The sequence below is a fragment of the Promicromonospora kroppenstedtii genome (genome assembly GCF_044389675.1).
Classification (GTDB): domain Bacteria; phylum Actinomycetota; class Actinomycetes; order Actinomycetales; family Cellulomonadaceae; genus Promicromonospora; species Promicromonospora kroppenstedtii.
Window position 1 is genome coordinate 117,540 of sequence record NZ_JBIRYI010000012.1, and the last position, 21,849, is coordinate 139,388.

Here is a 21,849-nt window from a genome sequence, read left to right on the forward strand (position 1 = left end):
GCCCCCTCTGTGCAGAGTGTCCGGTCTGCCCGGCCGGGCAATAGTGCCACTGCCGACCAGGAGTTGCGCAAACGAGCACGTGATACCGCTGACAGCGAACCGGGAGCCGTGTCAGCGCCGTGTCAGCGTCGTGTCCGCGGGGCCGGACAGCATCCTCGGCATGGACAACAGAACCGGCCCCACGGCCTTCGTCGAGGACACGCGAACCAACCGCGTCGCCGAGCTGCTGCTCGCCGAGCGCCACTCCCTCCCGCTGTCGATCGCCCTGCACCTCGTGCCCGGCGTGCTGATCGTCGCCGTCTACCTGCTCGTGGCCCAGCCGCTGGTGCGGGCCATCGACTACCCGTCGTTCCTGGGCTGGGCGATCGCCCTGGTCATCGTGCTCTACCCGCTCCAGCTCGGGCTGCTCTGGCTCGGCCGCTACCGCACCGGCCGGTGGTCGCTGCGCGGTGTGCTGGGTTACCTGGACAAGCCGGTCCCGCGCGGCCGGCTCGTCGCCATGGTCGCGGGCCTGATCGTGTGGTTCGTGGCGGTCTCCTCCGCGCTCACCGTCCTGGACAGCGCCGTCTTCGAGGCCTTCTTCACGTGGCTCCCGTTCGACGACGTCGGCGCCAGCGCCACCACCTACCTGGAGGGCAACGACCGCACGGTCATGATCATCACGCTGGCCGCGTCCATCCCGTTCACCGGGTTCACGCTGCCGCTCATCGAGGAGTACTACTTCCGTGGGTTCCTGATGCCGCGCCTCGCCCACCTGGGCGCGTGGGCGCCGGTGCTCAGCACCGTGCTCTTCTCGCTCTACCACCTGTGGTCGCCCTGGGTGTTCCTGTCCCGCGTGATCTTCTTCTTCCCCGGCCCGTGGTTCGTCTGGAAGAAGCAGGACCTGCGGCTGTCCATCGGCATGCACGCCGGCACCACGCTGCTCATGGCCACCGGCGGCACCGTCGCCCTGATGCTGGGGGTCATGTGATGAGCGACCTCGCGATCGCGGTCTCGGGACTGCGCAAGACGTTCAAGGACAAGGTCGTGCTCGACGGCATCGACCTCGACGTCCGGGCCGGCACCATCTTCGCACTGCTCGGCCCCAACGGTGCCGGCAAGACGACGACGGTGAACCTCCTGACCACCCTGACCCGAGCCGACGGCGGTACCGCTCGCGTCGCCGGCCACGACCTGGCGGCCGAGGCGAAGGCCGTGCGCGCCGCGATCGGCGTGACCGGCCAGTTCGCCGCCGTCGACGAGCTCCTGACCGGGACCGAGAACCTGCAGCTCATGGTGGACCTGAGCGGCCGCGCCGCCGCCGGGCCGTCCGTCACCACGCTGCTGGAGCGGTTCGAGCTGACCGAGGCGGCCCACAAGCCGGCGTCGACCTACTCGGGCGGCATGCGCCGCAAGCTCGACCTGGCGATGACCCTGGTCGGTGCCCCGGAGATCATCTTCCTCGACGAGCCGACCACGGGCCTGGACCCGCGCAGCCGCCGCACGATGTGGTCGATCATCCGCGACCTGGTGGCCGACGGCGTGACGATCTTCCTCACCACGCAGTACCTGGAGGAGGCCGACCAGCTCGCCGACCGGGTCGCCGTCCTGGACCAGGGCCGCATCGTGGCCGAGGGCACGCCCGACGAGCTCAAGCGCCGCATCCCCGGCACCCACGTGCGGCTGCGGTTCGCCACCCTCGACCAGCTCGACGCCGCCGCGCGGGTCCTGACCGACGCCACGCGGGACGACGACGCGCTGAGCCTGCGGGTACCCGGCGACGGCGGCACCCGGTCGCTGCGGACCCTGCTGGACCGGCTCGACGAGTACTCCCTGAGCGCCGAGGAGCTGTCCGTGCACTCTCCCGACCTCGACGACGTCTTCCTCGCCCTGACGGGCCACGGCACCGAGAAGCAGGCAACAGAGAAGGAGGCCGCCCGATGAGCGCCCCGACCCACGCGCTGGTGATGCTGCGCCGCAACTTCAAGCACGTCGCCCGTAACCCGACCGCCGTGTTCAACGCGGTGCTGATGCCGATCATCATCCTGCTGATGTTCGTCTACATGTTCGGCGACGCCTTCGACGTGGGCGTCGACTACATCGACTACGCGACGCCCGGGCTGATCCTGCTGGCCGTCTGCTACGGCCTGGGCTCCACCGCCACCGCGGTGAACTCCGACATGACCAAGGGGATCATCAACCGGTTCAAGGTCATGGACGTCTCGCGCAGCGCGGTGCTGACGGGCCACGTCGTGGCCAGCCTGCTGACCAACGTCGTCGCCGTGACGGCCCTGCTCGGCGTGGCGTTCCTGCTCGGGTTCGGCCCGGCGGCGAGCGGCCTGGACTGGCTCGGCGTGGCCGGCATGGTCGTGCTGCTCGGTTTCGCGACCGGCTGGCTGACCGTCGCGCTCGGCCTGGCGGCGAGGTCGCCGGAGACGGCGGGCCTGGCATCCGTGCCGCTGGTCATGCTGCCGTTCTTCAGCAGCGCGATCGTCCCGGCCGACACGATGGGCCCCGGGCTGGCGCAGTTCGCGCGGTACCAGCCGTTCACGCCGATCATCGAGACCGTACGGGGCCTGCTCGCGGGCACGCCGGAGCTCGGCACCGCGCTGGTCGCCGTCGGCTGGTGCGTCGGCATCGCGCTGGTGGGCTACCTGTGGGCGGGCGCCACGTTCACGAAGCGAGCGTGACCGCGGCGAGCCGCTCCCAGTCCGGTGCGGGCATCGATTCCGATCCCGGCTCCCGCCCCACCCGAGCCGCCTCGGCGAACCCCGTGTCGCCGAGGCGGCTCCGTGCCGCGGCCTCGACCCGGATGATGTCCGGCATGGCGCGGTAGTCGCGCCGCTCGTGCACGGCAGCGCTCGCCCCGAGCAGCCGCGCGGCCTGCTCGGGCTCCCCGAGCCGCAGCGCCAGGTCCGCGACGCCCACCAGCGCGACCGCGACCATCGGCGCGTGCCCGGTCTCCACGGCCGCCCGGAGGGCCGCGGCGTGGTGGGCGCGCGCCTCGTCGATGTCGGGGGAGAGGTAGCCGAGCTGGTCGCGCAGGACGGCGCTGATGTGCGCCCCGTCGGTGTCCTCGCCCCAGATCTCCGCCGCGGCGGTCAGGTGCTCACGCGCCTCGTCGGCCGCTCCGCGCCAGCGGGCGAGCTCCGCCCGGGCCAGTTCCAGCGCGCCCAGCGTGCCCGGCCACGTGACCCGGCGCGCGTGCCGCTCGGCCTCGGCCATCGCGGCGGCGCTCGCGTCCTCGTCACCCAGCAGCCAGTGCAGGTGGGCCAGGCGCGACCTGATCAGGATGACGTCGTCGAGCGCGCCGATCTCGGTGACGACGACGGCCGCCTGCTCGTAGTGTGCGCACGCCGCGGCGAGGTCGCCGCGCGCCGCGAGCTGGTCGCCCAGCTCGGACAGCGCGAACGAGATGCCGAACCGTTCGCCGAGCGCGCGGAACTCCGCGAGCGCCTGGGCGAGGTCCGCCTCCGCCTCCTGCTCGTCCTGGCCGAGGAGGAGCCGCAGCTTGCCGAGGTGCAGGCGGGCCAGTGCGCGTACCCAGGGATCCGGGTCGTCGAGCACGTCGGTCCAGGCGGCCAGGCCCTCGTCGGGCGCCACGAGGAGGCGTTCGAGCGGGATGGTCAGCGGCAGCGCGGGGTGCCGCCCCTCGGCGTCCTGGCTGAACCGGTAGGCCTTGTGGATCCAGTCGGCGGCCGTGTGCTCGTCACCCAGGCCCACGCTCAGGAAGGCCGAGAGCAGGGCGTACACCCAGGCCCGGACGTCGTCGGGCACGTCGCCGGGCAGCCTGGTGGCGGCCAGCAGCAGGTCCATGCCCTCGGACTTGTGCCCGCTGAGCCACCAGTACCATCCGGAGCCGGCCGCCAGCCGCATCGCTTCCGGGGCCTCGCCGGCCGCGAGGGCACCGCGCATCGCGGCCGTGAGGTTGTCGTGCTCGACGGTGAGCGTGGCGAGCCAGTCGAGCTGCTCGGCGCGACGCAGGTACGGCTCGGCGGTCTCGGCGAGCTCGGTGCACCAGGCCAGGTGGGCGCGGCGGGTCTGCTCGGCCTCCCCGGCCTCCGCGAGGCGCTGCGCCGCGTACTCCTTGATGGTGCCGAGCATCCGGTAGCGGGGGGCGTGCGCGGTGCCGTCCGCGACCAGGAGCGACTTCTCGGTCAGCGCGGTGAGCAGGTCGAGCACGTCGTCCGGCGGCACGTCCGTCGCCGGGTCGGCGCAGACGTGCTCCGCGGCGTCCAGGCTCGCCCCACCACGGAACACGGACAGCCGGCGCAGGACGGTCCGCTCGGCGTCCGACAGCAGCTCCCAGCTCCAGTCGACCATGGCGCGCAGCGTGCGGTGCCGGGGCAGGGCGGTGCGGCTGCCGCCGGTCAGCAGCCGGAACCGGTCGTCGAGCCGCGCGGCGAGCTGGTCGATGGACATGGTGCGCAGGCGGGCGGCGGCCAGCTCGATGGCCAGGGGCATCCCGTCCAGGGCGCGGCAGACGCGGGCCATGGTCGCCAGGGTGCCGGCGTCGCCGGCCAGGCCCGCGCGCACCGCGCCCGCCCGGTCGAGCAGCAGCCGGACGGCGGGCGCGCACCCGATCTCGCCGGCGGCGGCCGCGGCGTCCGGCAGGGCAAGGGGCAGCACCTGCCACAGGGCCTCGCCCGGGATGCCGACGGCCTCGCGGCTCGTGGCCAGGATCCGCAGCCGCCGGCACTCGCCGAGCACCCGCTCGGCGAACCGCGCCACGGAGTCGATCACGTGCTCGCAGTTGTCCAGGACCAGCAGGGCCTCACGGTCGCGGACGGCGGCGACGAGCCGTTCGGTCGCGTCCAGGGTGGATCCCTCGCCGAGCAGGGCGTCGCGGAGCTCGAGCGCGGTGAGCACCGCCTGCGCCACGTCGTCGTCGGGCCCGAGCGGGGCGAGCTCGACCAGCCACGCCCCGTCGGGGAGGTCGGCGGCCAGGAGGCCCGCGGCCTCGGTGGCCAGCCGGGTCTTGCCCGCACCGCCCGGTCCGACCAGGGTTGCCAGCCGGTGGTCCGCGACGAGGCCACGCACGACGGCGAGGTCGGCGTCCCGGCCCACGAAGCTGGTCAGCGCGGCCCGCACGTTGGTCCGGCGGGTCGCCGCCCGCGGGGCCAGCTCGCCGCGCAGCAGTGCGACGTGCAGGGCCGACAGCTCCGGCGAGGGGTCCACGCCGAGCGCGTCGGCCAGTGCCTCGCGCGTGCGCTGGTAGACCTCCAGCGCCTCGGCGTCGCGCCCGGTCTCGGCCAGCGCGCGCATGAGCGTGGCGACCAGCCGCTCGCGCACGGGGTGCTCGGCGACCAGGTCGGTCAGCTCCGTGACGGCCTCGGCGCCGTGGCCGAGCCCGAGCTCGGCGTCGAACCGGTCCTCCAGGGCCGTCAGGCGGAGGCGGTCGAGGCGGGTGACCGCGACGCCGAGGTTCCCGCCCCCGACCTCACCGTCCGCCCCGCCGACGTCCTGCAGGGCGGGGCCCCGCCACAGCGCGAGGGCCTCGCGCAGCATCCGGACCCGGCCGGCGACGTCGGCGTCGCGCGCACGGGCGACGAGGCGCTCGAACCGCACGGCGTCGACGGCGTCGGGGTCCACGAGCAGCCGGTAGCCGTTCACCTGACCCTCCAGGACGCCGTCCGGCAGCACCTTGCGCAGCCGCGAGACCAGACGTTGCAGCGCGTTGGTCGCGTCGGACGGCGGGGCCTCGCCCCAGATGCGGTCGACCAGGGCGGACCGGGGGACGACCCTGCCGGGGTCGAGCGCCAGGGTGGCCAGCAGCGTACGCAGCCGCGCGCCGGGGACGTCGGCGGGCACGCCGTCGTCCCCGATGACCTCGAACGATCCCAGCATCCTGATCAGCACCGGCAGATCTTGGCACATGGTGCCGGTGCTGCGGGTGCCGTGGAACCATGACGCCATGAGCGCACGCGTCGGGATCATCTGGAACCCCAGCAAGACCACCCGGGAGAGCCTCGAGACGGCGCTGAGGAAGGCCGCCTCGGCCGGGCGCTCGGACGTCGACCAGCAGTGGTTCGAGACGACGCCGGACGACCCGGGCCAGGGCGCCGCGGCCCGCGCGATCGAGGCCGGCGCCGACGTGCTCGTCGCCGCGGGCGGGGACGGGACGGTCCGGGCCGTCGCGGAGCACCTCGCGGAGTCCGGGGCCGACGTCGACCTGGGCATCGTCCCGCTCGGCACGGGCAACCTGCTGGCCCGCAACCTGCGGGTCCCGCTGCTCAACCCGGCCGCGGCCTTCCGGCGGGCGCTCACCGGCGAGGCCCGGGCCCTGGACGTGGGCTGGCTGGAGATCGACCTCGAGGGCGGCACCGAGCGGCACGCGTTCGCCGTCATGGCCGGGTTCGGTCTCGACGCCCACATGATCACCGAGACCGACGACGACCTCAAGGACAAGGTGGGCTGGCTCGCCTACGTCGAGTCCCTCGGGCGGGCGCTGTCGGCCAGCGGCACCCTCGACGTCCGGATCACGGCTGATGGCCGGGAGCTCGACCGCAACAGCGCGCACACCCTGCTGGTCGGCAACTGCGGCATGCTCCAGGCCGGGATCACCCTGCTGCCCGACGCCGACCCCGGCGACGGCGAGCTGGACCTCCTGGTCCTGAGCGCCGACGGCGCCGCCGGGTGGGTCGACACGCTGCGGAACATGGTCTGGGACAACGGCATCAAGCGGGTCCTCGGCGGCGGGGCCTCGGCCGAGAGCAGCGAGAGCGCCACCCACGGCCGCGTGCGCAGCCTGCAGGTGGAGCTCGCGGAGCCCCGGGTCTTCGAGATCGACGGCGAGGACCTGGGCGAGACGACCCGGGTCTCCGTCACCGTGCAGGAGGGTGCGGTGCGGGTGCGCTGACCGGCTCCAGGAACGGCGCCAGCAGCCCCGGGACGGCGGCGTCGGCCAGGGCCAGGCCGTCCGCCTCGGCGGCGTCGCGCACGGCGTACGCGCCGGAGCCCGCCGCTGTGGTCGCGAGCACGGTGACGAGTCCGGCGCGGCGCTGGAACACGGACTGCCGCACGGTCCAGCCCACGATGCCGCGGCGCTGGAGCGCCACCGTGGCGCGGCGCACCGTGCCGCTGCGCGCCACCAGGTAGCGCTCGGTCAGGGCGTGGCCGAGCGCGCGGTACGCGTCCAGCGCCAGCAGCACCGCCACCGGTACGAGCACCAGCGCGCTGGACCACGCGATGTGCAGCAGCACGGGCGTGAGCAGCACGCCGAGCAGCACCAGGACGGTCTCGGTCGCGAGCACCGTGGCCAGCGCCCAGCGCAGCCGGCGCCCGCGCGCCGCGACCGGGTGCCCGCGCAGCGGAACGGCCGTGGGGGAGTCCGGCTCGCGCAGCACGTCCGCGGCGACCCGGTCGGCGAGCTCCTCGGGCGCGACCGGCAGCAGGATCTGGCTGTCGGTCTTGTCCTCCTCGCCCTGCGCGAGCCCCGTCGCGACGGCGTCGACCCGTGCGCCGCCCGCGAGGCGGGCGGCCAGGGGCTCGACGACCTCGACGCCGCGCAGCCGCGCCTCCTCCAGCGTGATGGACCGCGTGGTGAGCAGGCCCCGCCGCACGTGCAGCGTGCCGTCGGACTGGCGGTCCAGCGTGTGGTTCCACCAGGACTCGACCCACAGCGCCACGGTCGCCACGCCGCCGGCCACGAACAGGCCCACGCCCATGGCCACCGCGACGAGGACCGCTGGTGCCAGGCCGAACCACGACCCGATCGCCTCGAACAGCTCGTCCTGCAGGCCGAACCACTCGGACACCTGGATCAGGCCGCCCGCCGCGGCGGCGCCGAGTGCCGGCGTCAGGAAGGACAGCGGGGCGAACCGGATCCAGCGACGGTCGAACCGGACCAGGGTGCCGTCGGGACTCCCCTCCTCGCCGGCCGTCCCGGAGCCGGCCGCGGAGACCTCGGGCCGCGCCGCGTGCGCGAGCAGGGTGGCGCGCAGGGCCTCGGCGTCCGTCCGCCGCAGCGGCCACAGCGTGACCGACCCCTCCGTGCCGGCCTGCTCGCCGGTACCCACCCGCACGGTCGCGGCGCCGAGCACGCGCAGCACCGGGTCGGCGGTGAGGTCCACGGTGCGGATGCGCTCGCGCCGCAGCGCGAGGCGCTTGCGCACCACGACGCCGGTGTGCACGTGGAACCGTTCGTCGCCCACGCGGTACCGGGTGACGCGCCACATCCACTCGCCGGACGCGGCGCCCGCGAGCACGACGAGCACCACCGGGGGCAGCACCCAGGCGAGCGCGAACCCGATCCCGTTGCCCACGGCCAGCCAGTAGCCCGTGATGAGCGCGGCGCTCCCGGCGGGGACGAGCGTGTAGGCCGCGGCGGCCAGGACGGCGCGGCGGTCGAGGCGTGCCCAGCCGGCGTGCTCGGCGTCGGCTGCGGCGTCGACCTCCGGGCCCGGGCCGACGGCGCTCAGGTCGCGTCCTCGGGCGTGGCCTGGGTGGCTACGGTCAGGCCCGCGGCGAGGTCGGCGGCCGTCTCGGCGTCGAGCCCCTCGATCTTGACGGCGCCCCGGGCGGACGCCGTCGTCACGGTGAGCGTCGCGAGCCCGAACCGCTGCTCCAGGGGCCCGCGCGCGGTGTCGACGGTCTGGATCCGGGACAGCGGCGCGACCCGCCACTCCTGGAAGAACCAGCCGGTGCGCGTGTACACGGCCTCGTCGGTGACCTCCCAGCGGTGGTGGCGGAACCACAGCCGCGGCAGGGCGACCGCGGCGGCTGCGCCGAGCACCGCGATGATCCCGGCGGGCAGGAGGAGCCAGAAGCGGGCGGGCGCGATCAGCGCGCCCAGCACCACCAGGACCACGACCGGCACCGCGGTCAGCAGCACCCACTGGAGGGCCCACCAGCCCACGGCGCGCGGGTCCACTGCGTGTCGTGGGGGACGCAGCCGCACGGCCGCGCTCGGATTCTCGTCGGTCGTCGGCAATATCACCCGCCCATGGTCCCAAGCCCGGTGGCCTGCGGCAACGCTATTGGGCGTGGTCCGGGGCAGGGCGCGGCGGGAGGTGCCGATGAGTCCCGTACCCCACTCCGGTCTCTTCCTGCAGCACCGGTTGCATCCCCTCGACCAGAAGGAGCACGACCATGGACCCGACCGAAGGCCCGGCGGTGACCGAGCTCGATGTGCTTCGTCCCGGCGACAGCGGCTACGACAGCTCCCGCGCGGTCTGGAACGCGATGGTGGACCACAAGCCTGCCGTGGTGGTCCGCTGCCGCACGGCCGGCGACGTCGTCGCTGCGCTGGCCCTGGCCCGGCGCGACGGCCTGGAGGTGGGGGTGCGCTGCGGCGGCCACAGCGTCGTCGGGCACGGGGTGCCGGACGGCGGCCTGATGATCGACCTCACCCCGATGGGCGCCGTCCGCGTGGACCCGGAAAGCCGGCGGGCGTGGGTGCAGGGCGGTGCGCTGCTCGGCGCGCTCGACGCCGCCACGCAGCCGTTCGGCCTGGCCACCACGGCCGGCAACGTCTCGCACACCGGCGTCGGCGGCCTCACGCTGGGCGGCGGCATGGGCTGGCTCGCCCGCCGCTGCGGGCTGGCCTGCGACAACGTCGTCGCCTACGAGGTGGTGACGGCGGCCGGCGAGATCGTCCGCGCGTCCGCCGACGAGCGGCCCGACCTCTTCTGGGCGCTGCGCGGCGGGGGCGGCAACTTCGGCGTGGTCACCCAGTTCGAGTTCCGGCTGCACGACGTCGGCACGCGCGCCCTGGACGTCCAGCTCGACTTCCCGGCCGACGCCGCGGCGGCCGCGGCGTTCCGCTGGCGTGACCTCAGCGCCGACGCCCCGCGGGAGGCCACCTACACCGCGCACGTGCACGACGGTGTCGCGTCGTTCGGCTTCGTCTGGGTGGGTGACCCGGCCGAGGGTCGTGCCCACGCGGCGGTGCTCGACGCGCTGGGCACGCCTGGAGGTCGGCGGGTCACGGAGCTGTCCTACCTGGACCTGCAGACCCGCGAGGACGACACGGCGGGCCACGCCGTGCGCCGCTACTGGAAGGGCCACTACTTCAGCGACCTGCCCGACGCCGCCCTGGAGGCGCTGCTCGCCCACGGCCCGGACGTGCGGGCGGGCCTGCAGGCGTACGGCGGCGCCATCGCCGAGGTGCCGGACGACGAGGCCGCGTTCAGCCAGCGCGCCACGCGGTTCGAGTACGTCGTGGCCACGGGCTGGACCGACCCGGCCGAGGACGCGCGCCGCATCGCCGCCGCGCGCCACGACGCGGCCCTGCTGGAGCCGTACGCCAGTGGCGTCTACGTCAACGTGCTCGCGGACGACGGCGTCGCCGGCGTACGCCGGGCCTACCCGCCGGCCAAGCTGGCCCGCCTCGCGGCGGTCAAGCGGGAGTACGACCCGGAGAACGTGTTCCACCTCAACCAGAACATCCCGCCGGCGTGAGCGACGGGTGGTGGCGCGTCAGCTCCTGAGCCAGGTCAGAGCGCCCCGCCCGCCGCGCGCGGGGCCGCCGCCGACTCGCCCGAGTCGCCGATCGTCTCGCGGGCCACGTAGTTCTCCAGGTCGAACAGGTTGTCGCCGGCGCGCCTGGCCACGGTGACCAGGGTGTTGGCCGCGGCGACCTCCTCGACCTGCTCCTCGAGGAACCACAGCAGGAACTGCTCGCCCAGGGCGTCGCCCTCGGCGCGGGCCGCGTTGAAGATGGCCTCGATCTGCCGGGTGACCTGCTGCTCCTGGTCGAGCGCGAGCTGCAGGGGCTCCAGCACGTCCGTAAAGTCGTTGCGTACCTCGGGCGTGCCCGGGATCGCCACGGGCAGGGACCGGTCCAGGTGGTACTGGACGATCATCATGCCGTGGTTGCGCTCCTCCAGCGCCTGCCGGTAGAAGTGCGCGGCGAGCTGGGGCAGGTCGTGGCTGTCGAACCAGACCGCGATCGCCACGTACTGGAGGTGCGCCGCGAACTCGTGCCCCACCTGCTCGCCCAGCAGCCGCAGGTACTCGGAGTTCTCCTCGTGGGTCGTCATGGGGCCAACGCTAGGTCATCCACCGGGCGTCATCTCGCGGGCGTCGTCTCCCGGGGCGCGCGGCGGCACGTCAGAGCGCGGGGGCAAGGCTGCGCGCGGTGTCCAGCAGCGTGGTCTGCGCCGGGCGGAACGACATCCCCAGCAGCCGCCGGGCCTTGTCGTTGCTGATCGCCAGGGGCGACAGCTCGCCGACGGCGGGCTGCTCCACCGTCGTGATCTCCGCCCCGAGCTCGCGCCGCAGCAGCTCGATCACCCAGCCCCAGGTCACCACATCGCCGCTCGTGAGCAGGATGCGCTCGCCGACCGCGGCCGGCGTCGTCATCGCGCGCACGTGCGCCTCGGCGACGTCGCGCACGTCGACGACGCCGAACCGCATCCGGGGCAGCGTCGCCAGGTCGCCGGTCAGCATGGCGCCGACCGCGCCGACCGACGTGGACAGCCGCCCGCCCAGCACCGGACCGAAGATGCCGGTCGGATTGAGCACGGTCAGCCCGAGCGGCGTCCGCGCGCCGGTGTCCTGTTCGGCGACGAAGTCCCAGGCGGCCCGCTCGGCCAGCACCTTCGAGCGGATGTAGGGGTCGTTGGGGTGGTCGAGGTCGGTCCAGTCGCGCTCGTCGTACGGTCGCTCGTCGGGCCGTGCGGCGAGCGGGCCGTACCCGACCGCGGCGAACGACGACGTCAGCACGACCTGCGCCGCGCCGGCGTCCCGTGCGTGGCGCAGCACCCGGAGCGTGCCCTCGACGGCCGGCACGATGACCTCGTCGGCCCGCTCGGGCGGTACCGACAGGAACGGCGAGGCGACGTGGTGGACCACCGACACGCCGGCGAGGGCCTCGGCCCAGCCCGCGTCGACGTCCAGGGAGGTCACGACCGTCTCCAGACGGTCGCCGGGGTCGACGCCGGCCACACGCACCAGGTGCCCGACGGCGTCGGCGCGACCGGCGTCGCGTACGGTGGCGCGGACGCGATACCCGCGCTCCAGCAGGGTGGCGACAAGGTGGCCACCGACGTAGCCGGTGCCGCCGGTCACGAGGACCGGGTTCTCGGACGGCGCGGTTTCGGGCATGACAGGTCCAGGCATGGTGCTGCTCCTCGGATGGGTGCGGGTGTCTACGGAAGTACGGGGAGGGGCCGCGGGCTCAGAACCGCGACATCGCCGAGAGCGTCCGGTCGGTCGCCCGCCGCTCGGCGTCGGCGTCGCCGTCCACGCGGGCCTGCCACAGGTCGGCCTTGGCCCGCAGGTACTCCAGGCGTACGCCGAGGCGGGCGATCTCGGCCTCGACGCGGTCGGCGTGCGCGGCGAACAGGGCGGCCTCCTCGGCGGCGGCCGCCAGGTCGCCGGGGGCGAGCAGCGCCAGGTAGCGCCGCATCTCGCCGACGGGCACGCCGGCGCCGCGCAGGCAGGACAGCGCCTCCAGCGTCTCGACCACCTGCGGCCCGAACCGGCGGTGCCCGCTGTCCGGGTCGCGCTCCACGTGCGGGATCAGCCCGATCTGCTCGTAGTAGCGCAGCGTGGACGGGGCCAGCCCGGTGCGGCGGGCGACCTGCTGGATGGTGAGTGCCCGTTCCGGCGATGCTGCTGTGGTGGCCATGTCCCCAGCCTGCGACACCTCGAGCGCTTGAGGTCAACTGTGCCGCCGATCACGCCCATGCCGGGTTCGGCCTTGCTTTACCGGCGCGCGCACGGCAGAGTCGGCTGTGACGCACCTCACGACGGGGTGAGGCGCGTCACCACCTTCGCCGGTCCACGGCGAAGGCTGGGCGAACCATCGCGCGGCGCGGCGCCGGGACTAGGGTTCGGCGGCCGCCCGGACCGTGGCCCGCGCCAGCTCCTCCCGGACCGTGGCGACTCCGCCGAGGCCGAGCTCGAGGTGCTGGTCCAGGCACTCCTGCCAGGCGTCACGAGCCTCCGCCCAGCGGCCGACGTCGCCGAGCAGGGCGGCGCGCCGGCGCTCGGCCGCCACGAGGTCCTGCCGCATGTCGAACGCCCGGAACCGGACCGCGGCCTCCTGGTAGCAGGTGATCGCGCGCTCCGGGTCGCCGAGCCGCGCGTGAAGCAGGCCGAGCGTGTCCCACACGACCGCGCGGGTGGTGGGGTTGTCGGCGTCGTTCAGCAGGGCCAGCGCCTGCTCGGCGAGCGGCAGGGCGCGGACGAGGTCGCCGTCGTGCGCCAGCGCCCACGCCAGGATGTTCAGGGCGTGGGCCTCGTAGTAGGCCTCGCCCGTGCGGCGGCCGTGCACCAGGGCCTGCTCGGCCTGCCCGACGGCGTCGGCACTGCGGCCCCAGCGCACCAGGTCGCCCGCGTAGCCCTGGTGGGCCATCTGGAGCGCCCGGGGGTCGTCCAGGTCCGTGGCCAGGTCCACGGTGCGCCGGCGCAGGTCCTCGCCCTGCGCCGTCCGGCCCGCGACCGCCGCCATGGCCGCCAGGTAGCGCACGCACCACAGCTCGGCCGGGCGGTTCCCTGTACGCGTGGCGACGTCGCGCGCCGTGACCAGCCCCGCCCACAGCGCGTCGCGGAGGTCGGCGTGGTACGACAGCGTGCTGTAGAGCGCCCAGACCAGCGACACCGTCTCGGCGTCGAGCCCCTGGACGCGGGCGGCGGCGTCGACCACGGCGAGCAGGACCGCGCCCTCGGACCGGAACCAGGCGGCCGGCTCCTGGTCCGGGACGCGGACCGGGCCGGGATGGGTGACGAACGCCTGCGGGACGCGCGCCGGCCACCGGCGCCGGTCCATCTCCAGGGCCACGCCGAGGTACCAGCGCGTCAGGCGCCGCAGCGCCGCGTCCCGCCGCTCGGGTGGCTCGTCCAGGCGGGCACGCTCGCGCGCGTACTCCGCGACCAGGTCGTGCATCGCGTACCGGCCGGGTGCGTGCTCGGTCACGAGGTTGACGCGCACGAGCTCGGCCAGGGCGCCGTCGGCGGTGCCGGGTTCCCTCGCGAGAGCGCCGGTCGCCGCCCGCGAGACGTCGGGTCCGGGGTGGAGCCCGAGCAGCCGGAACAAATGCGCGCCGTCCGGGGACAGCGCCCGGTACGACGTCGCGAACACGCTGCGGACGTCGGCCATCGCGTCGTCGTCGCCCAGCGCGTCGAGCCGGGCGCCGCCGTCGGCCAGCTCATCGGCGACCGCGGAGAGTGGGAACGCGGGCCGGGCCAGCACCCGGGCCGCGGCGATCACGATCGCGAGCGGCAGGCCCGCGCACCGCGCGACGATCCGGCGCGCCGCCTCCGGCTCGGCGACCGTCCGCTCGGGCCCGACCCGCAGCGCGAGCAGGTCGAGCCCCTCGCCGGGCGTGAGCGTGCCCAGCGCGACCCGCCGCAGGTCCTGCACGGGGGCCAGGCCGCTCAGCGTGGCGCGGCTGGTCACCACGGTCACGCTCGCGCCCGGCCCCGGCAGGAGGGCCCTCACCTGGTCGGCGTCGCGAGCGTTGTCCAGCACCACGAGCAGGCGCCGGCCTGCCACGACGCCCCGGTACAGGGCGAGCTGGGCCTCCTCGGACGCCGGCACGCGGCCCTTGGCCACGCCCAGCGCGTCGAGGAATCCCCGCACCACCGTCGCCGCGGGCACCGGGGCCGACGCCGGGTCGAACCCGCGCAGGTTCGCGTAGAGCTGCCCGTCGGGGAACCGGTCGGCCACGCGGTGCGCCCAGTGCAGCGCGGTGGCCGTCTTGCCCACCCCGCCGGCGCCGTCGAGCAGCGCGACCCGCGGCGCGGCCTCGTCGTCCAGCAGACGGTCGAGCTCGGCCAGGGCGTCCGTGCGCCCGCTGAACGCGCGGGGGGCGAGGGGAAGCTGGCGGGGGACCAGGCCGGGCCGTGCTGCTTCGCCCTGTCTGAACTGGCCCTCCGTGATCTCGCGGCGCAGCCGCCGGACCGCCTCGCCGGGGCCGATGCCCAGCTCGTCGGCGAGGGTCCGCTCCAGCGCGGCGTAGGCGTCGAGCGCCTCGGCGCGCCGTCCACCCCGGACCAGAGCCGTCATGAGCAGGGCCCAGAAGCGCTCCTGGAGGGGGTACCGGCTCGTCAGGTCCCGGAGCTCGGCCACGTGCTGGTCGGTCCCGTCGCCCGCTCCGTCGTCCACCTCGTCCGCCATCGCCAGGTCCAGCTCGATCCGGCGGGCCAGCGCCGTCAGGCGCTGCTCGTCCAGCCGCGGCGCCTCGACCGCGTGCAGCGTCGCCGAGGCGACCCCGTCGAACGCCGGGCCGCGCCACAGCCGCAGCGCGGTCACGAGCCGCCGCCGCTCGACCGCGGGCGCGTCGCCCGGCCGGGCCCGCACGAGGTCCGTGAACGCCGCGACGTCGACCCGCTCCGCTGGCGTGGCGAGCCGGTAGCCGCCCGGGACGGTCTCCACGGCGGCTTCGCCCAGGGCGGTGCGGAGCCGGCGAACCAGCACCTGCAGCGACCGCTGTGGGGCGGCGGGCAGGTCCTCGCCCCACACCACGTCGACCAGGCGCTCCACGGTCACGGGCTCGCCCCGGCCCACGGCGAGCCCGGCCAGGAGGGAGCGGAGCCGGTCCGGCAGCCGCACCGGCTCGTCGTCGACCCAGACGGCGAACGGTCCCAGCAGGGCGACCGTGACCGCGGGCCGGTCGGCGTCGTCCGAGCCGTCCCCGTCGTCCCCGTCGTCCACCCGGCCATCCTGCCGGGTCCGGACCGGACAGGAAAGCGCAGGTCGGACCGGGTGCGCCTGAAAGCGGTCTGAAACCGGCGCCGAGTGGAATGGCTGGATGCTACGCATCCACTTCACCACGCAGGACCTGCTGCGGGTGCGGCTCGCCCCCGGGCCCGACCCGCTGTGGGAGGCGGTGCTGAGCGCGCACCAGGTCAACGTCGCGCACGGCCCGCTCGTCTTCGGGCAGTGGCGCTCGCAGGTCGTGTCCGGGCTCACCCGGGAGGCGCGCTCCTATCTGGGGCTGACGCCGCCGCGCGGTTACACGCCCGACTTCCTCACGCCCGCGGGCGGGTCCACCGACTTCGGCGAGGGCCTGGACACGATGCTGAGCACGCCGTCGGCGCGGTTCCGGAACGAGCTGGAGCTGCTGAGCCGACGCCGCGAGGTGCCCCGCTGGGCCGCCGACCTGCACCGTTCGACGGTGGCCCGGCAGCGGCTGGGTGTGGCCGCCAAGGCGTTCCACGACCAGGCGCTGGCGCCGCACTGGACGGCGGTCCGCGGCGCCGTCGAGGCCGACGTCGCCGCCCGCGTCCGCACCCTGACCAGCGGCGGCACGCAGGCGCTCCTGGCGTCGGTGCACCCGACGATCACCTGGCACGACCCGGTGCTGTGCGTCGACACCGCCGCCGACCGCGACGTGTACCTGGAGGGCCGGGGGCTCACCCTGCAGCCGGCGTTCTTCTGCTGGCGCGCCCCCATCTCGCTGGCCGACCCAGAGCTCCCGCCCGTGCTCGTCTATCCCGTGCCGCACGGGCTGTCCTGGCTCCAGCCGGCCGGCGGCGGGCACCGCGAGCGGGCGCTCGCCGCGCTGCTGGGGCGCACTCGGGCCGCGGCCCTGTCCGCCCTGGCCTACGGAGCCAGCACGAGCGAGCTGGCCCGGCACATCGGCGTGTCCGCGCCGTCGGCGTCCGAGCACGCGTCGGTGCTGCGTGACGCCGGGCTGATCGCGTCGCGGCGCGAGCGCAACAGCGTGTGGCACACGCTGACGCCGCTCGGTCAGGCGGTGCTGGACGGGGGCCGGGAGCTGGTCGCCGCGGGGACTCCGGATCGGACCGCCTCGGCGTCGCGGCGGGTGGTCGCCGCGCGGTGGGGCTCTCCTGCGGCGTCGTAGGCGGCGGCGAGCTTGTCGAGGGCCTCGGCGAGGCCGGTCTCGCGGCCGAGGGAGCGCAGGTCCTCGGTATAGGCGCGCAGGGTGTCGGCCGAGGCGCCGGGCTCGCCGCGGTCGCGCTGGATGTCGCCGATGAGCTCGCGGGTGTAGGCGCGGATCCAGAGGTCGTCGGCCTCGGTCAGGGTGTCGAACGCCCGCTGCGCGGCCGCCAGCGCGTCATCGAGCCTGCCCAGTCGGCGCAGGTACAGGCCGACCGCGGACTCCGTGCGGCCCTCGCCGACGCGGTCGCCCGACCGGCGGAAGAGGTCCAGCGCCTGCGTCGCCCGGTCCAGTGCCTCGTCGGTGCGGCCGAGCTCGGCGAGCACGGCCGCCATCGTGTTCAGCACCCAGGCGCGTGCGTCGTCGGCGCAGCTCTCGGCGAGGGGCAGGGTGGGCTCGATGGTGCGCCAGGCGTCGTCGAGCCGTCCGAGCCGCAGCAGCGCGTGCGTGATCCACCGGCGGCACGCGACCTGCTCCGGCAGGTCGCCGAGCGTCTCCAGGGCATCGAGCGCGAGGTGCCCCGTCTCCAGGAGCGTCGGGATCTGGCCGCGTGCCCACAGAAAGGCGCGCAGGCAGCGCGCGAGCCGCCACGTGTACTCGGGATTCCCGGTCGCGGCGGCGCGGCGGACCATGCCGACGAAGACCGGCCCCTCGTCGTCGAACAGGGCGAGCCCGGCGTCGTGGCCGGTCGGCGCGATGGTGCCGACGACGCCGTCCGGCACGGCCCCGAGCCTGTGCCGGTCCTCGGTGGGCGCCAGCGCCTCCTCGGCCTGGTGCGCCGCGCGCAGGTAGTGCTCGAGCATGCGCACCGTGGCGGCGCCGGTGTCCTGCGGTGGGTCGGCGGCGACGAGCTCGTTCGCGTAGTCCATGAGCAGCTCGTGCATGGTGAACCGCCCCGGCGCCAGCTCGATCAGGAGGCTCGCGCGCTCGAGCTCCGCGATCGCGGCGCGGGCGCGCTGCTCCGTGACGGCGCCGAGGCTCGCGACGCCCGGGACCGTGAGGTGCGGCCCGGGGTGCAGGCCGAGCAGGCGGAACACCCGTGCTGCGTCGTCACCCAGCGCGCGGTAGGACCACGAGAAGACGGAGCGGGCGGGCCGGTCGGCGTCGGCGGACAGGGCCGCGATCCGGGAGTCGTGCCGGTGCAGCTCGCGCACCACGGCCGCGAGCGGCGACCCGGGCCGTCCGGCCGCGCGCTCGGCCACGATCACGTGCGCCAGCGGCAGGCCTCCGCACAGGGCGAGCAGCTCGTCGCCCGCGGCCGGTTCGGCGGCGAGCCGGGCGGCGCCCAGCCGGGCGGCCAGCACGTCCTCGGCCTCGGACGGCGTCAGCGTACCCAGCGCGACGCGGGCCGCACCCTCGACCGCGACCAGCCCGCCCAGGCGGTTGCGGCTCGTGACGACGACGACGCAGCGCCGGCCGCCCGGGAGCAGGGGCCGCACCTGCTCGACGTCGCGCGCGTTGTCGAGCACCACCAGTACCCGGCGGTCGGCGAGCACCGAGCGGTACAGCGCGGTCTGGGCGTCGGCGTCGTCGGGGATGCGGCCCGCCGGGATGCCGAGGGCGTCGAGGAACGTGCGGACGGCGACCTCCGGGGCCAGCGGCGTGTTGGTCGGGAAGTAGCCGCGCAGGTTCACGAAGAGGGTGCCGTCGGGGAAGCGGTCGGCGGCGCGGTGCGCCCACTGCAGCACGGTCGTCGTCTTGCCGATGCCGCCGGGGCCGTCCACGACGGCGATCCCGGGAGCGTCGTCGAGCAGCGCGTCCAGGGCGGCGAGGGGCTCGGCGCGGCCGCGGAACGCGGCGTCCGGGGGCGGGAGCATGCGAGGTGGGCTCGGCTGGGCCGGATCGTCCGCGAGGAGGCCGCGGTGGACGGCCTGGGCCTCCTCGCCGGGCTGGGTGCCGAGCTCGTCGCGGAGCGTGCGGTACAGGTCCTGGTAGGCGGCCAGCGCGTCGGTGCGGCGGCCGGCTCGGTCGAGCACGGCCATGAGACGCACCCACAGGCCCTCGCGCAGGGGGTGGAGTCCAACCAGCTCGCGCAGGCCGGCGGCCAGCTCGTCGAGGTCGGGGGCGGGGGTGCTGGTCGTGGTGTCCGTTGCGGCTTGGCCGGGGTCGGACAGTGCGACGTCGGCGGCACGTTCCACGGCTTGGAGGGCGGTCTCCAGCAGGCGCGGGCGGTCGTCGGCGATCAGCACGTCCGAGTCGACGGCCTCGAAGGGGAGGCCTCGCCAGTGCCCCAGGGCCTCACGCAGGAGGCGGTATTCCTCGGTGCGTTCCTGCGCCGCGTTGCTCCGGGCGAGCACGGTCTCGAAGCGGTGCAGGTCCACGGCCTCGGGCGGGACGTCGAGGGCGTAGCCGCCGGGAGTGGTGCGGACGGCGTCGGCGCCCGTCGCCGCGCGCAGCCGGGTCACCAGCACCTGGATCGCCTTGCGGGTGTCGGCGGGGCGGTCCGTGCCCCAGACCGCGGCCGCGATGCGCTCGGTGGACACGGCGTGCCCGACGTCGAGGGCGAGGACCGCCAGGAGGGTGCGCAGGCGGGAGCTGAGGGGGAGGGGCGCGCCGTCGATCGTGACGACGAACGGGCCGAGCAGGCGCACCGACAGCGCACGGGTGCGCTCCGTGCCCGGCATGTTTGCTCCCTTGCGTGATCGTCCCCGTTCAGTATCGGGGGTCGGGGCGGCAGGGCCCTCGCAGCGTCGGCAGGGCCGGGGTGTGCAGGCGTCAGTTCATGCGGACGTGAACGGTAGCCGCCGGTCGAATCGAGCGTCGGGTGCCTGGAGCGGTGGCGTCAGGTGGAGTGTGTCCAGGAGAGGTCGGCGCGGCGGAGCCGGACTGGTGCTCGACCTGCCGTCCGGCGGGGTGATTGCTGTGCTGGGCGTGGTTGGCGGGGTGGTGGGCTCGGTCGGTAGGGGATCGTGCCGTGGGCCGGTGCGATCTGGCAGCCGATCGAGTAGCGGCTGCGTGGGATGCGACCGGGCGCGGGGCCGGTCATGCCGACCGCGGGGGTCCAGGGCGGGGTGGCGGTGCGGTCGCGGGTCGGGGTCGCGTCCGGAACGTCGTCGGGCTCGCCCGACGCCGACGCGGGAGGCACCGTTGCGGGGTCTTCGGCCGGGTCCGGGTCGAGGGCGGGACCCGACACAGCGCTTGCTGGCGCGCCGGTGGGCGCTTCGGCATCTGCGACGGGTGCCGGCCCGCCTGCTGCCATGCTGCCAAGCCCGGTCGAGCTCGCGATCGATTCCGCCTCACGCGCTGAGGCAGTGGCACGCACCGAGGGCGCGTCAGGAAGGGCGGACGCGTCACGCGCGGGTGCCGTGTCCCGGCCCGGTGTCGTGTCGCTGGTCCTTGCTGGGGCTGGTGGTGTGGGCGCGACTGAGACATAGGTGTGCCCGGTCGGGGTGATGGTCTCGACCGCATGCCGACCATCGAGCTGGGCGGTCTTCTGTCGCCAGCCGGGTGCCTGCTTCGCGTGATTACACCTCGCGCACAGGCCCTGACCGTTGTCGAGACTCGTCGGGCCGCCCTCGGCGTGCGGGGTGATGTGGTCGGTGTGCCGGACCGGGGCGTCGCACCACGTGGTGGCACAGATGCCCTGTTCCCTCGCCCGCAGCAGGCTCGACAACCCCGGTGGGTGGAACCGGGACGTGGACGTCGTGGCCAGCAGGCGCCCGTGGGGGTTGACGTAGATCGAGCGGAGCCAGGCGGTGTCGGTCTCGATCGCGTGCGCGGCCAGGTTGCGGGCCACCGGGGCCGGGACCACGCCCACACCCGCTGGGGCACCCTCGACCACCACGGCGGGCTGATCGCTACCGGCCAGGAGGGTGTCATCCGAGACCAGCAGGTTGATCGTGACCGGCACATCCGCCGCGTGACCCGGTTCGCGTCCGGTGGCGCGTTCGATGAGGGTGTCCGCCATGATCTGACCAGCGCCGCGCTCGTCACCCATGGCCTTCGCAGCCTCCGCACTGGTCTTGAGCTGAGCGTAGGCCTGCACGCCCTGCGCCATCGGCACCAGGGCCGTGAGGTAGACCATCAGATCCGGTGCCGGACGAATCGACACCCGGCGTTCCGAGACCGCCTTCGCGTTCCGGTTCACGCACGCGTGCACGTCGAGCCGGGCGGCGAGTTCCTTGATCCGGGCGACCAGTCGTCGGGTGCTCATCCGGGACAGCTCGGCTACGTGGGTGGGGCCGCAGATCTCCTCGTCGATCAGGGCCCGGTGCTCCAGGGACAGGTGGGACGTCTCCCGCACCAACAGGGTGGCCCGCCACTGGGACAGCACCCCGGTCTGCAGCGCGGTGAACGTGTGGGGCATCTGGGTGACCCAGATCCGGGAGGTGGACACGAACCCGGCCCCGGCGTGCGGGCTGACCCGCAGTGCCGCGCCGACCTGGTTCGGCACACCGCGCCCACGCCGCTCGGCACGGATGCTCTGCCGGGCTTCGTCGGCGCGGGTCGCCTCGTCCAACGCGACCGTCAGCCTGGCCTGGGTCGCGGTGACCGCGTTCTTCACGGCCTCGAGTTCACCGAGCAGGTCCACCCACTGGGCCTGCACCACTCCGGGTACGCCGGCGGGAGTGTCAGTGGCACCAGGCAGGATCATCTCTGCCAAGGCTTGTCGCACGGCCCGCACCGCCGTGCCATCGACGACATCGCCAGACACGGCCGCGCCGGACGTCTCGGTACCGCCGGGCAGCACCGGCCCGTTCCCGGGCAGCACCGATCGAGCAGCCTCCCTGCCTGCTCGTTCTGGCACCTCACCCGTTCGCGTCATGCCATCAACATATCGCACGCCTGTATGCACCGCTCGTCGAACCGGCCCCATCTGCCGAGAGCAGAACCCGGCCGCTCGTCTTGTGGAAACTGCTGGAACTCAGCAGTGAGGGGCTGCCAGGGCAGCCCTCGTTGTCGCTCGCGTCCCGGGCTCTTCCTGGGGAGGACATGCCCGCCCTTCGTGCAAGGCAGGGCCGGACGTGACCAACCTGACCCGACAGGATCGAGCGCCACGCAGCCCGGTCGTTCGAGCCTCCACCTCACCCCACCCGCCGTCGCATCCTCACCTCACCGCCGTCGCATCCTCACCCCA

15 protein-coding genes are annotated in these 21,849 nt (G+C 74.8%); 6 read left to right on the forward strand and 9 right to left on the reverse strand.

Annotated elements, in window-relative coordinates; genetic code table 11:
- Nucleotides 1-160 precede the first annotated feature (160 nt).
- The 3 genes from ACH47X_RS19365 to ACH47X_RS19375 are packed head-to-tail and all read left to right on the forward strand — an operon-like array spanning nucleotide 161 to nucleotide 2,669.
- Entirely contained in the window at nucleotides 161-970 is an 810-nt protein-coding gene (locus tag ACH47X_RS19365; RefSeq protein ID WP_397406154.1) for a lysostaphin resistance A-like protein, read from the forward strand.
- Entirely contained in the window at nucleotides 970-1,923 is a 954-nt protein-coding gene (locus ACH47X_RS19370; protein ID WP_397406155.1) for an ATP-binding cassette domain-containing protein, read from the forward strand. Before ACH47X_RS19365 ends, ACH47X_RS19370 begins: the two co-directional genes overlap by 1 nt.
- On the forward strand, nucleotides 1,920-2,669 hold the full coding sequence (locus ACH47X_RS19375; RefSeq protein WP_397406156.1) for an ABC transporter permease: 750 nt from the start codon (nucleotides 1,920-1,922) through the stop codon (nucleotides 2,667-2,669). Before ACH47X_RS19370 ends, ACH47X_RS19375 begins: the two co-directional genes overlap by 4 nt.
- On the opposite strand, the gene ACH47X_RS19380 is transcribed toward ACH47X_RS19375, so the two are convergent.
- On the reverse strand, nucleotides 2,653-5,916 hold the full coding sequence (locus ACH47X_RS19380) for a BTAD domain-containing putative transcriptional regulator (RefSeq protein WP_397406157.1): 3,264 nt from the start codon (nucleotides 5,914-5,916) through the stop codon (nucleotides 2,653-2,655). The two genes, ACH47X_RS19375 and ACH47X_RS19380, sit on opposite strands and share 17 nt — an antisense overlap.
- Here ACH47X_RS19380 and ACH47X_RS19385 point away from each other — a divergent pair.
- A complete protein-coding gene (locus tag ACH47X_RS19385) occupies nucleotides 5,894-6,838 on the forward strand; it encodes a diacylglycerol/lipid kinase family protein (RefSeq protein ID WP_397406158.1) in 945 nt (314 codons plus the stop codon). The genes ACH47X_RS19380 and ACH47X_RS19385 overlap by 23 nt on opposite strands.
- Here ACH47X_RS19385 and ACH47X_RS19390 read toward each other — a convergent pair.
- Nucleotides 6,804-8,243 (reverse strand): PH domain-containing protein, encoded by a 1,440-nt coding sequence (locus ACH47X_RS19390; RefSeq protein ID WP_397406159.1) that lies wholly within the window; start codon nucleotides 8,241-8,243, stop codon nucleotides 6,804-6,806. The two genes, ACH47X_RS19385 and ACH47X_RS19390, sit on opposite strands and share 35 nt — an antisense overlap.
- Nucleotides 8,244-8,395: 152 nt before the next feature.
- A complete protein-coding gene (locus ACH47X_RS19395; RefSeq protein WP_397406160.1) occupies nucleotides 8,396-8,851 on the reverse strand; it encodes a PH domain-containing protein in 456 nt (151 codons plus the stop codon).
- A gap of 218 nt (nucleotides 8,852-9,069) precedes the next feature.
- Between ACH47X_RS19395 and ACH47X_RS19400 the strand changes: the two genes are divergently transcribed.
- A complete protein-coding gene (locus ACH47X_RS19400) occupies nucleotides 9,070-10,380 on the forward strand; it encodes an FAD-binding oxidoreductase (protein ID WP_397406161.1) in 1,311 nt (436 codons plus the stop codon).
- Nucleotides 10,381-10,415: 35 nt separating this feature from the next.
- Here the strand turns inward: ACH47X_RS19400 and ACH47X_RS19405 are convergent, their stop codons facing one another.
- The 4 genes from ACH47X_RS19405 to ACH47X_RS19420 all read right to left on the reverse strand — a co-directional run bounded on the left by ACH47X_RS19405 (nucleotide 10,416) and on the right by ACH47X_RS19420 (nucleotide 15,583).
- Nucleotides 10,416-10,961 (reverse strand): ferritin, encoded by a 546-nt coding sequence (locus ACH47X_RS19405; RefSeq protein ID WP_397406162.1) that lies wholly within the window; start codon nucleotides 10,959-10,961, stop codon nucleotides 10,416-10,418.
- Nucleotides 10,962-11,031: 70 nt separating this feature from the next.
- Nucleotides 11,032-12,042: an NAD-dependent epimerase/dehydratase family protein gene (locus ACH47X_RS19410; RefSeq protein WP_397406163.1), complete on the reverse strand. Its 1,011-nt coding sequence runs from the start codon at nucleotides 12,040-12,042 to the stop codon at nucleotides 11,032-11,034.
- 58 nt (nucleotides 12,043-12,100) lie between these two features.
- Nucleotides 12,101-12,553 carry a MerR family DNA-binding transcriptional regulator gene (locus ACH47X_RS19415; RefSeq protein WP_397406164.1) on the reverse strand — a complete coding sequence of 151 codons (453 nt, stop codon included), beginning with the start codon at nucleotides 12,551-12,553 and terminating at the stop codon, nucleotides 12,101-12,103.
- A gap of 198 nt (nucleotides 12,554-12,751) precedes the next feature.
- Nucleotides 12,752-15,583 (reverse strand): AfsR/SARP family transcriptional regulator, encoded by a 2,832-nt coding sequence (locus ACH47X_RS19420; RefSeq protein WP_397406165.1) that lies wholly within the window; start codon nucleotides 15,581-15,583, stop codon nucleotides 12,752-12,754.
- Between the two features lie 97 nt (nucleotides 15,584-15,680).
- Between ACH47X_RS19420 and ACH47X_RS19425 the strand changes: the two genes are divergently transcribed.
- Nucleotides 15,681-16,736 (forward strand): ArsR/SmtB family transcription factor, encoded by a 1,056-nt coding sequence (locus ACH47X_RS19425; RefSeq protein ID WP_397406166.1) that lies wholly within the window; start codon nucleotides 15,681-15,683, stop codon nucleotides 16,734-16,736.
- Here ACH47X_RS19425 and ACH47X_RS19430 read toward each other — a convergent pair.
- Nucleotides 16,622-19,396, reverse strand: coding sequence for an AfsR/SARP family transcriptional regulator (locus tag ACH47X_RS19430; protein ID WP_397406167.1), 2,775 nt, complete (start codon nucleotides 19,394-19,396; stop codon nucleotides 16,622-16,624). The two genes, ACH47X_RS19425 and ACH47X_RS19430, sit on opposite strands and share 115 nt — an antisense overlap.
- A gap of 158 nt (nucleotides 19,397-19,554) precedes the next feature.
- A complete protein-coding gene (locus ACH47X_RS19435; RefSeq protein WP_397406224.1) occupies nucleotides 19,555-21,366 on the reverse strand; it encodes an HNH endonuclease in 1,812 nt (603 codons plus the stop codon).
- Nucleotides 21,367-21,849: the final 483 nt, after the last annotated feature.

Excerpts from the sequence above, each read along its gene's own strand:
- ACH47X_RS19405 (WP_397406162.1), bottom strand. The coding sequence starts at position 10,961 with ATGACGACCCACGAGGAGAACTCCGAGTACCTGCGGCTGCTGGGCGAG.
- ACH47X_RS19415 (WP_397406164.1), bottom strand. The coding sequence starts at position 12,553 with ATGGCCACCACAGCAGCATCGCCGGAACGGGCACTCACCATCCAGCAG.
- ACH47X_RS19410 (WP_397406163.1), bottom strand. The coding sequence starts at position 12,042 with ATGCCTGGACCTGTCATGCCCGAAACCGCGCCGTCCGAGAACCCGGTC.
- ACH47X_RS19400 (WP_397406161.1), top strand. The coding sequence starts at position 9,070 with ATGGACCCGACCGAAGGCCCGGCGGTGACCGAGCTCGATGTGCTTCGT.
- ACH47X_RS19425 (WP_397406166.1), top strand. The coding sequence starts at position 15,681 with ATGCTACGCATCCACTTCACCACGCAGGACCTGCTGCGGGTGCGGCTC.
- ACH47X_RS19365 (WP_397406154.1), top strand. The coding sequence starts at position 161 with ATGGACAACAGAACCGGCCCCACGGCCTTCGTCGAGGACACGCGAACC.
- ACH47X_RS19380 (WP_397406157.1), bottom strand. The coding sequence starts at position 5,916 with ATGATCCCGACGCGTGCGCTCATGGCGTCATGGTTCCACGGCACCCGC.
- ACH47X_RS19375 (WP_397406156.1), top strand. The coding sequence starts at position 1,920 with ATGAGCGCCCCGACCCACGCGCTGGTGATGCTGCGCCGCAACTTCAAG.
- ACH47X_RS19370 (WP_397406155.1), top strand. The coding sequence starts at position 970 with ATGAGCGACCTCGCGATCGCGGTCTCGGGACTGCGCAAGACGTTCAAG.
- ACH47X_RS19430 (WP_397406167.1), bottom strand. The coding sequence starts at position 19,396 with ATGCCGGGCACGGAGCGCACCCGTGCGCTGTCGGTGCGCCTGCTCGGC.
- ACH47X_RS19385 (WP_397406158.1), top strand. The coding sequence starts at position 5,894 with ATGAGCGCACGCGTCGGGATCATCTGGAACCCCAGCAAGACCACCCGG.
- ACH47X_RS19435 (WP_397406224.1), bottom strand. The coding sequence starts at position 21,366 with ATGATCCTGCCTGGTGCCACTGACACTCCCGCCGGCGTACCCGGAGTG.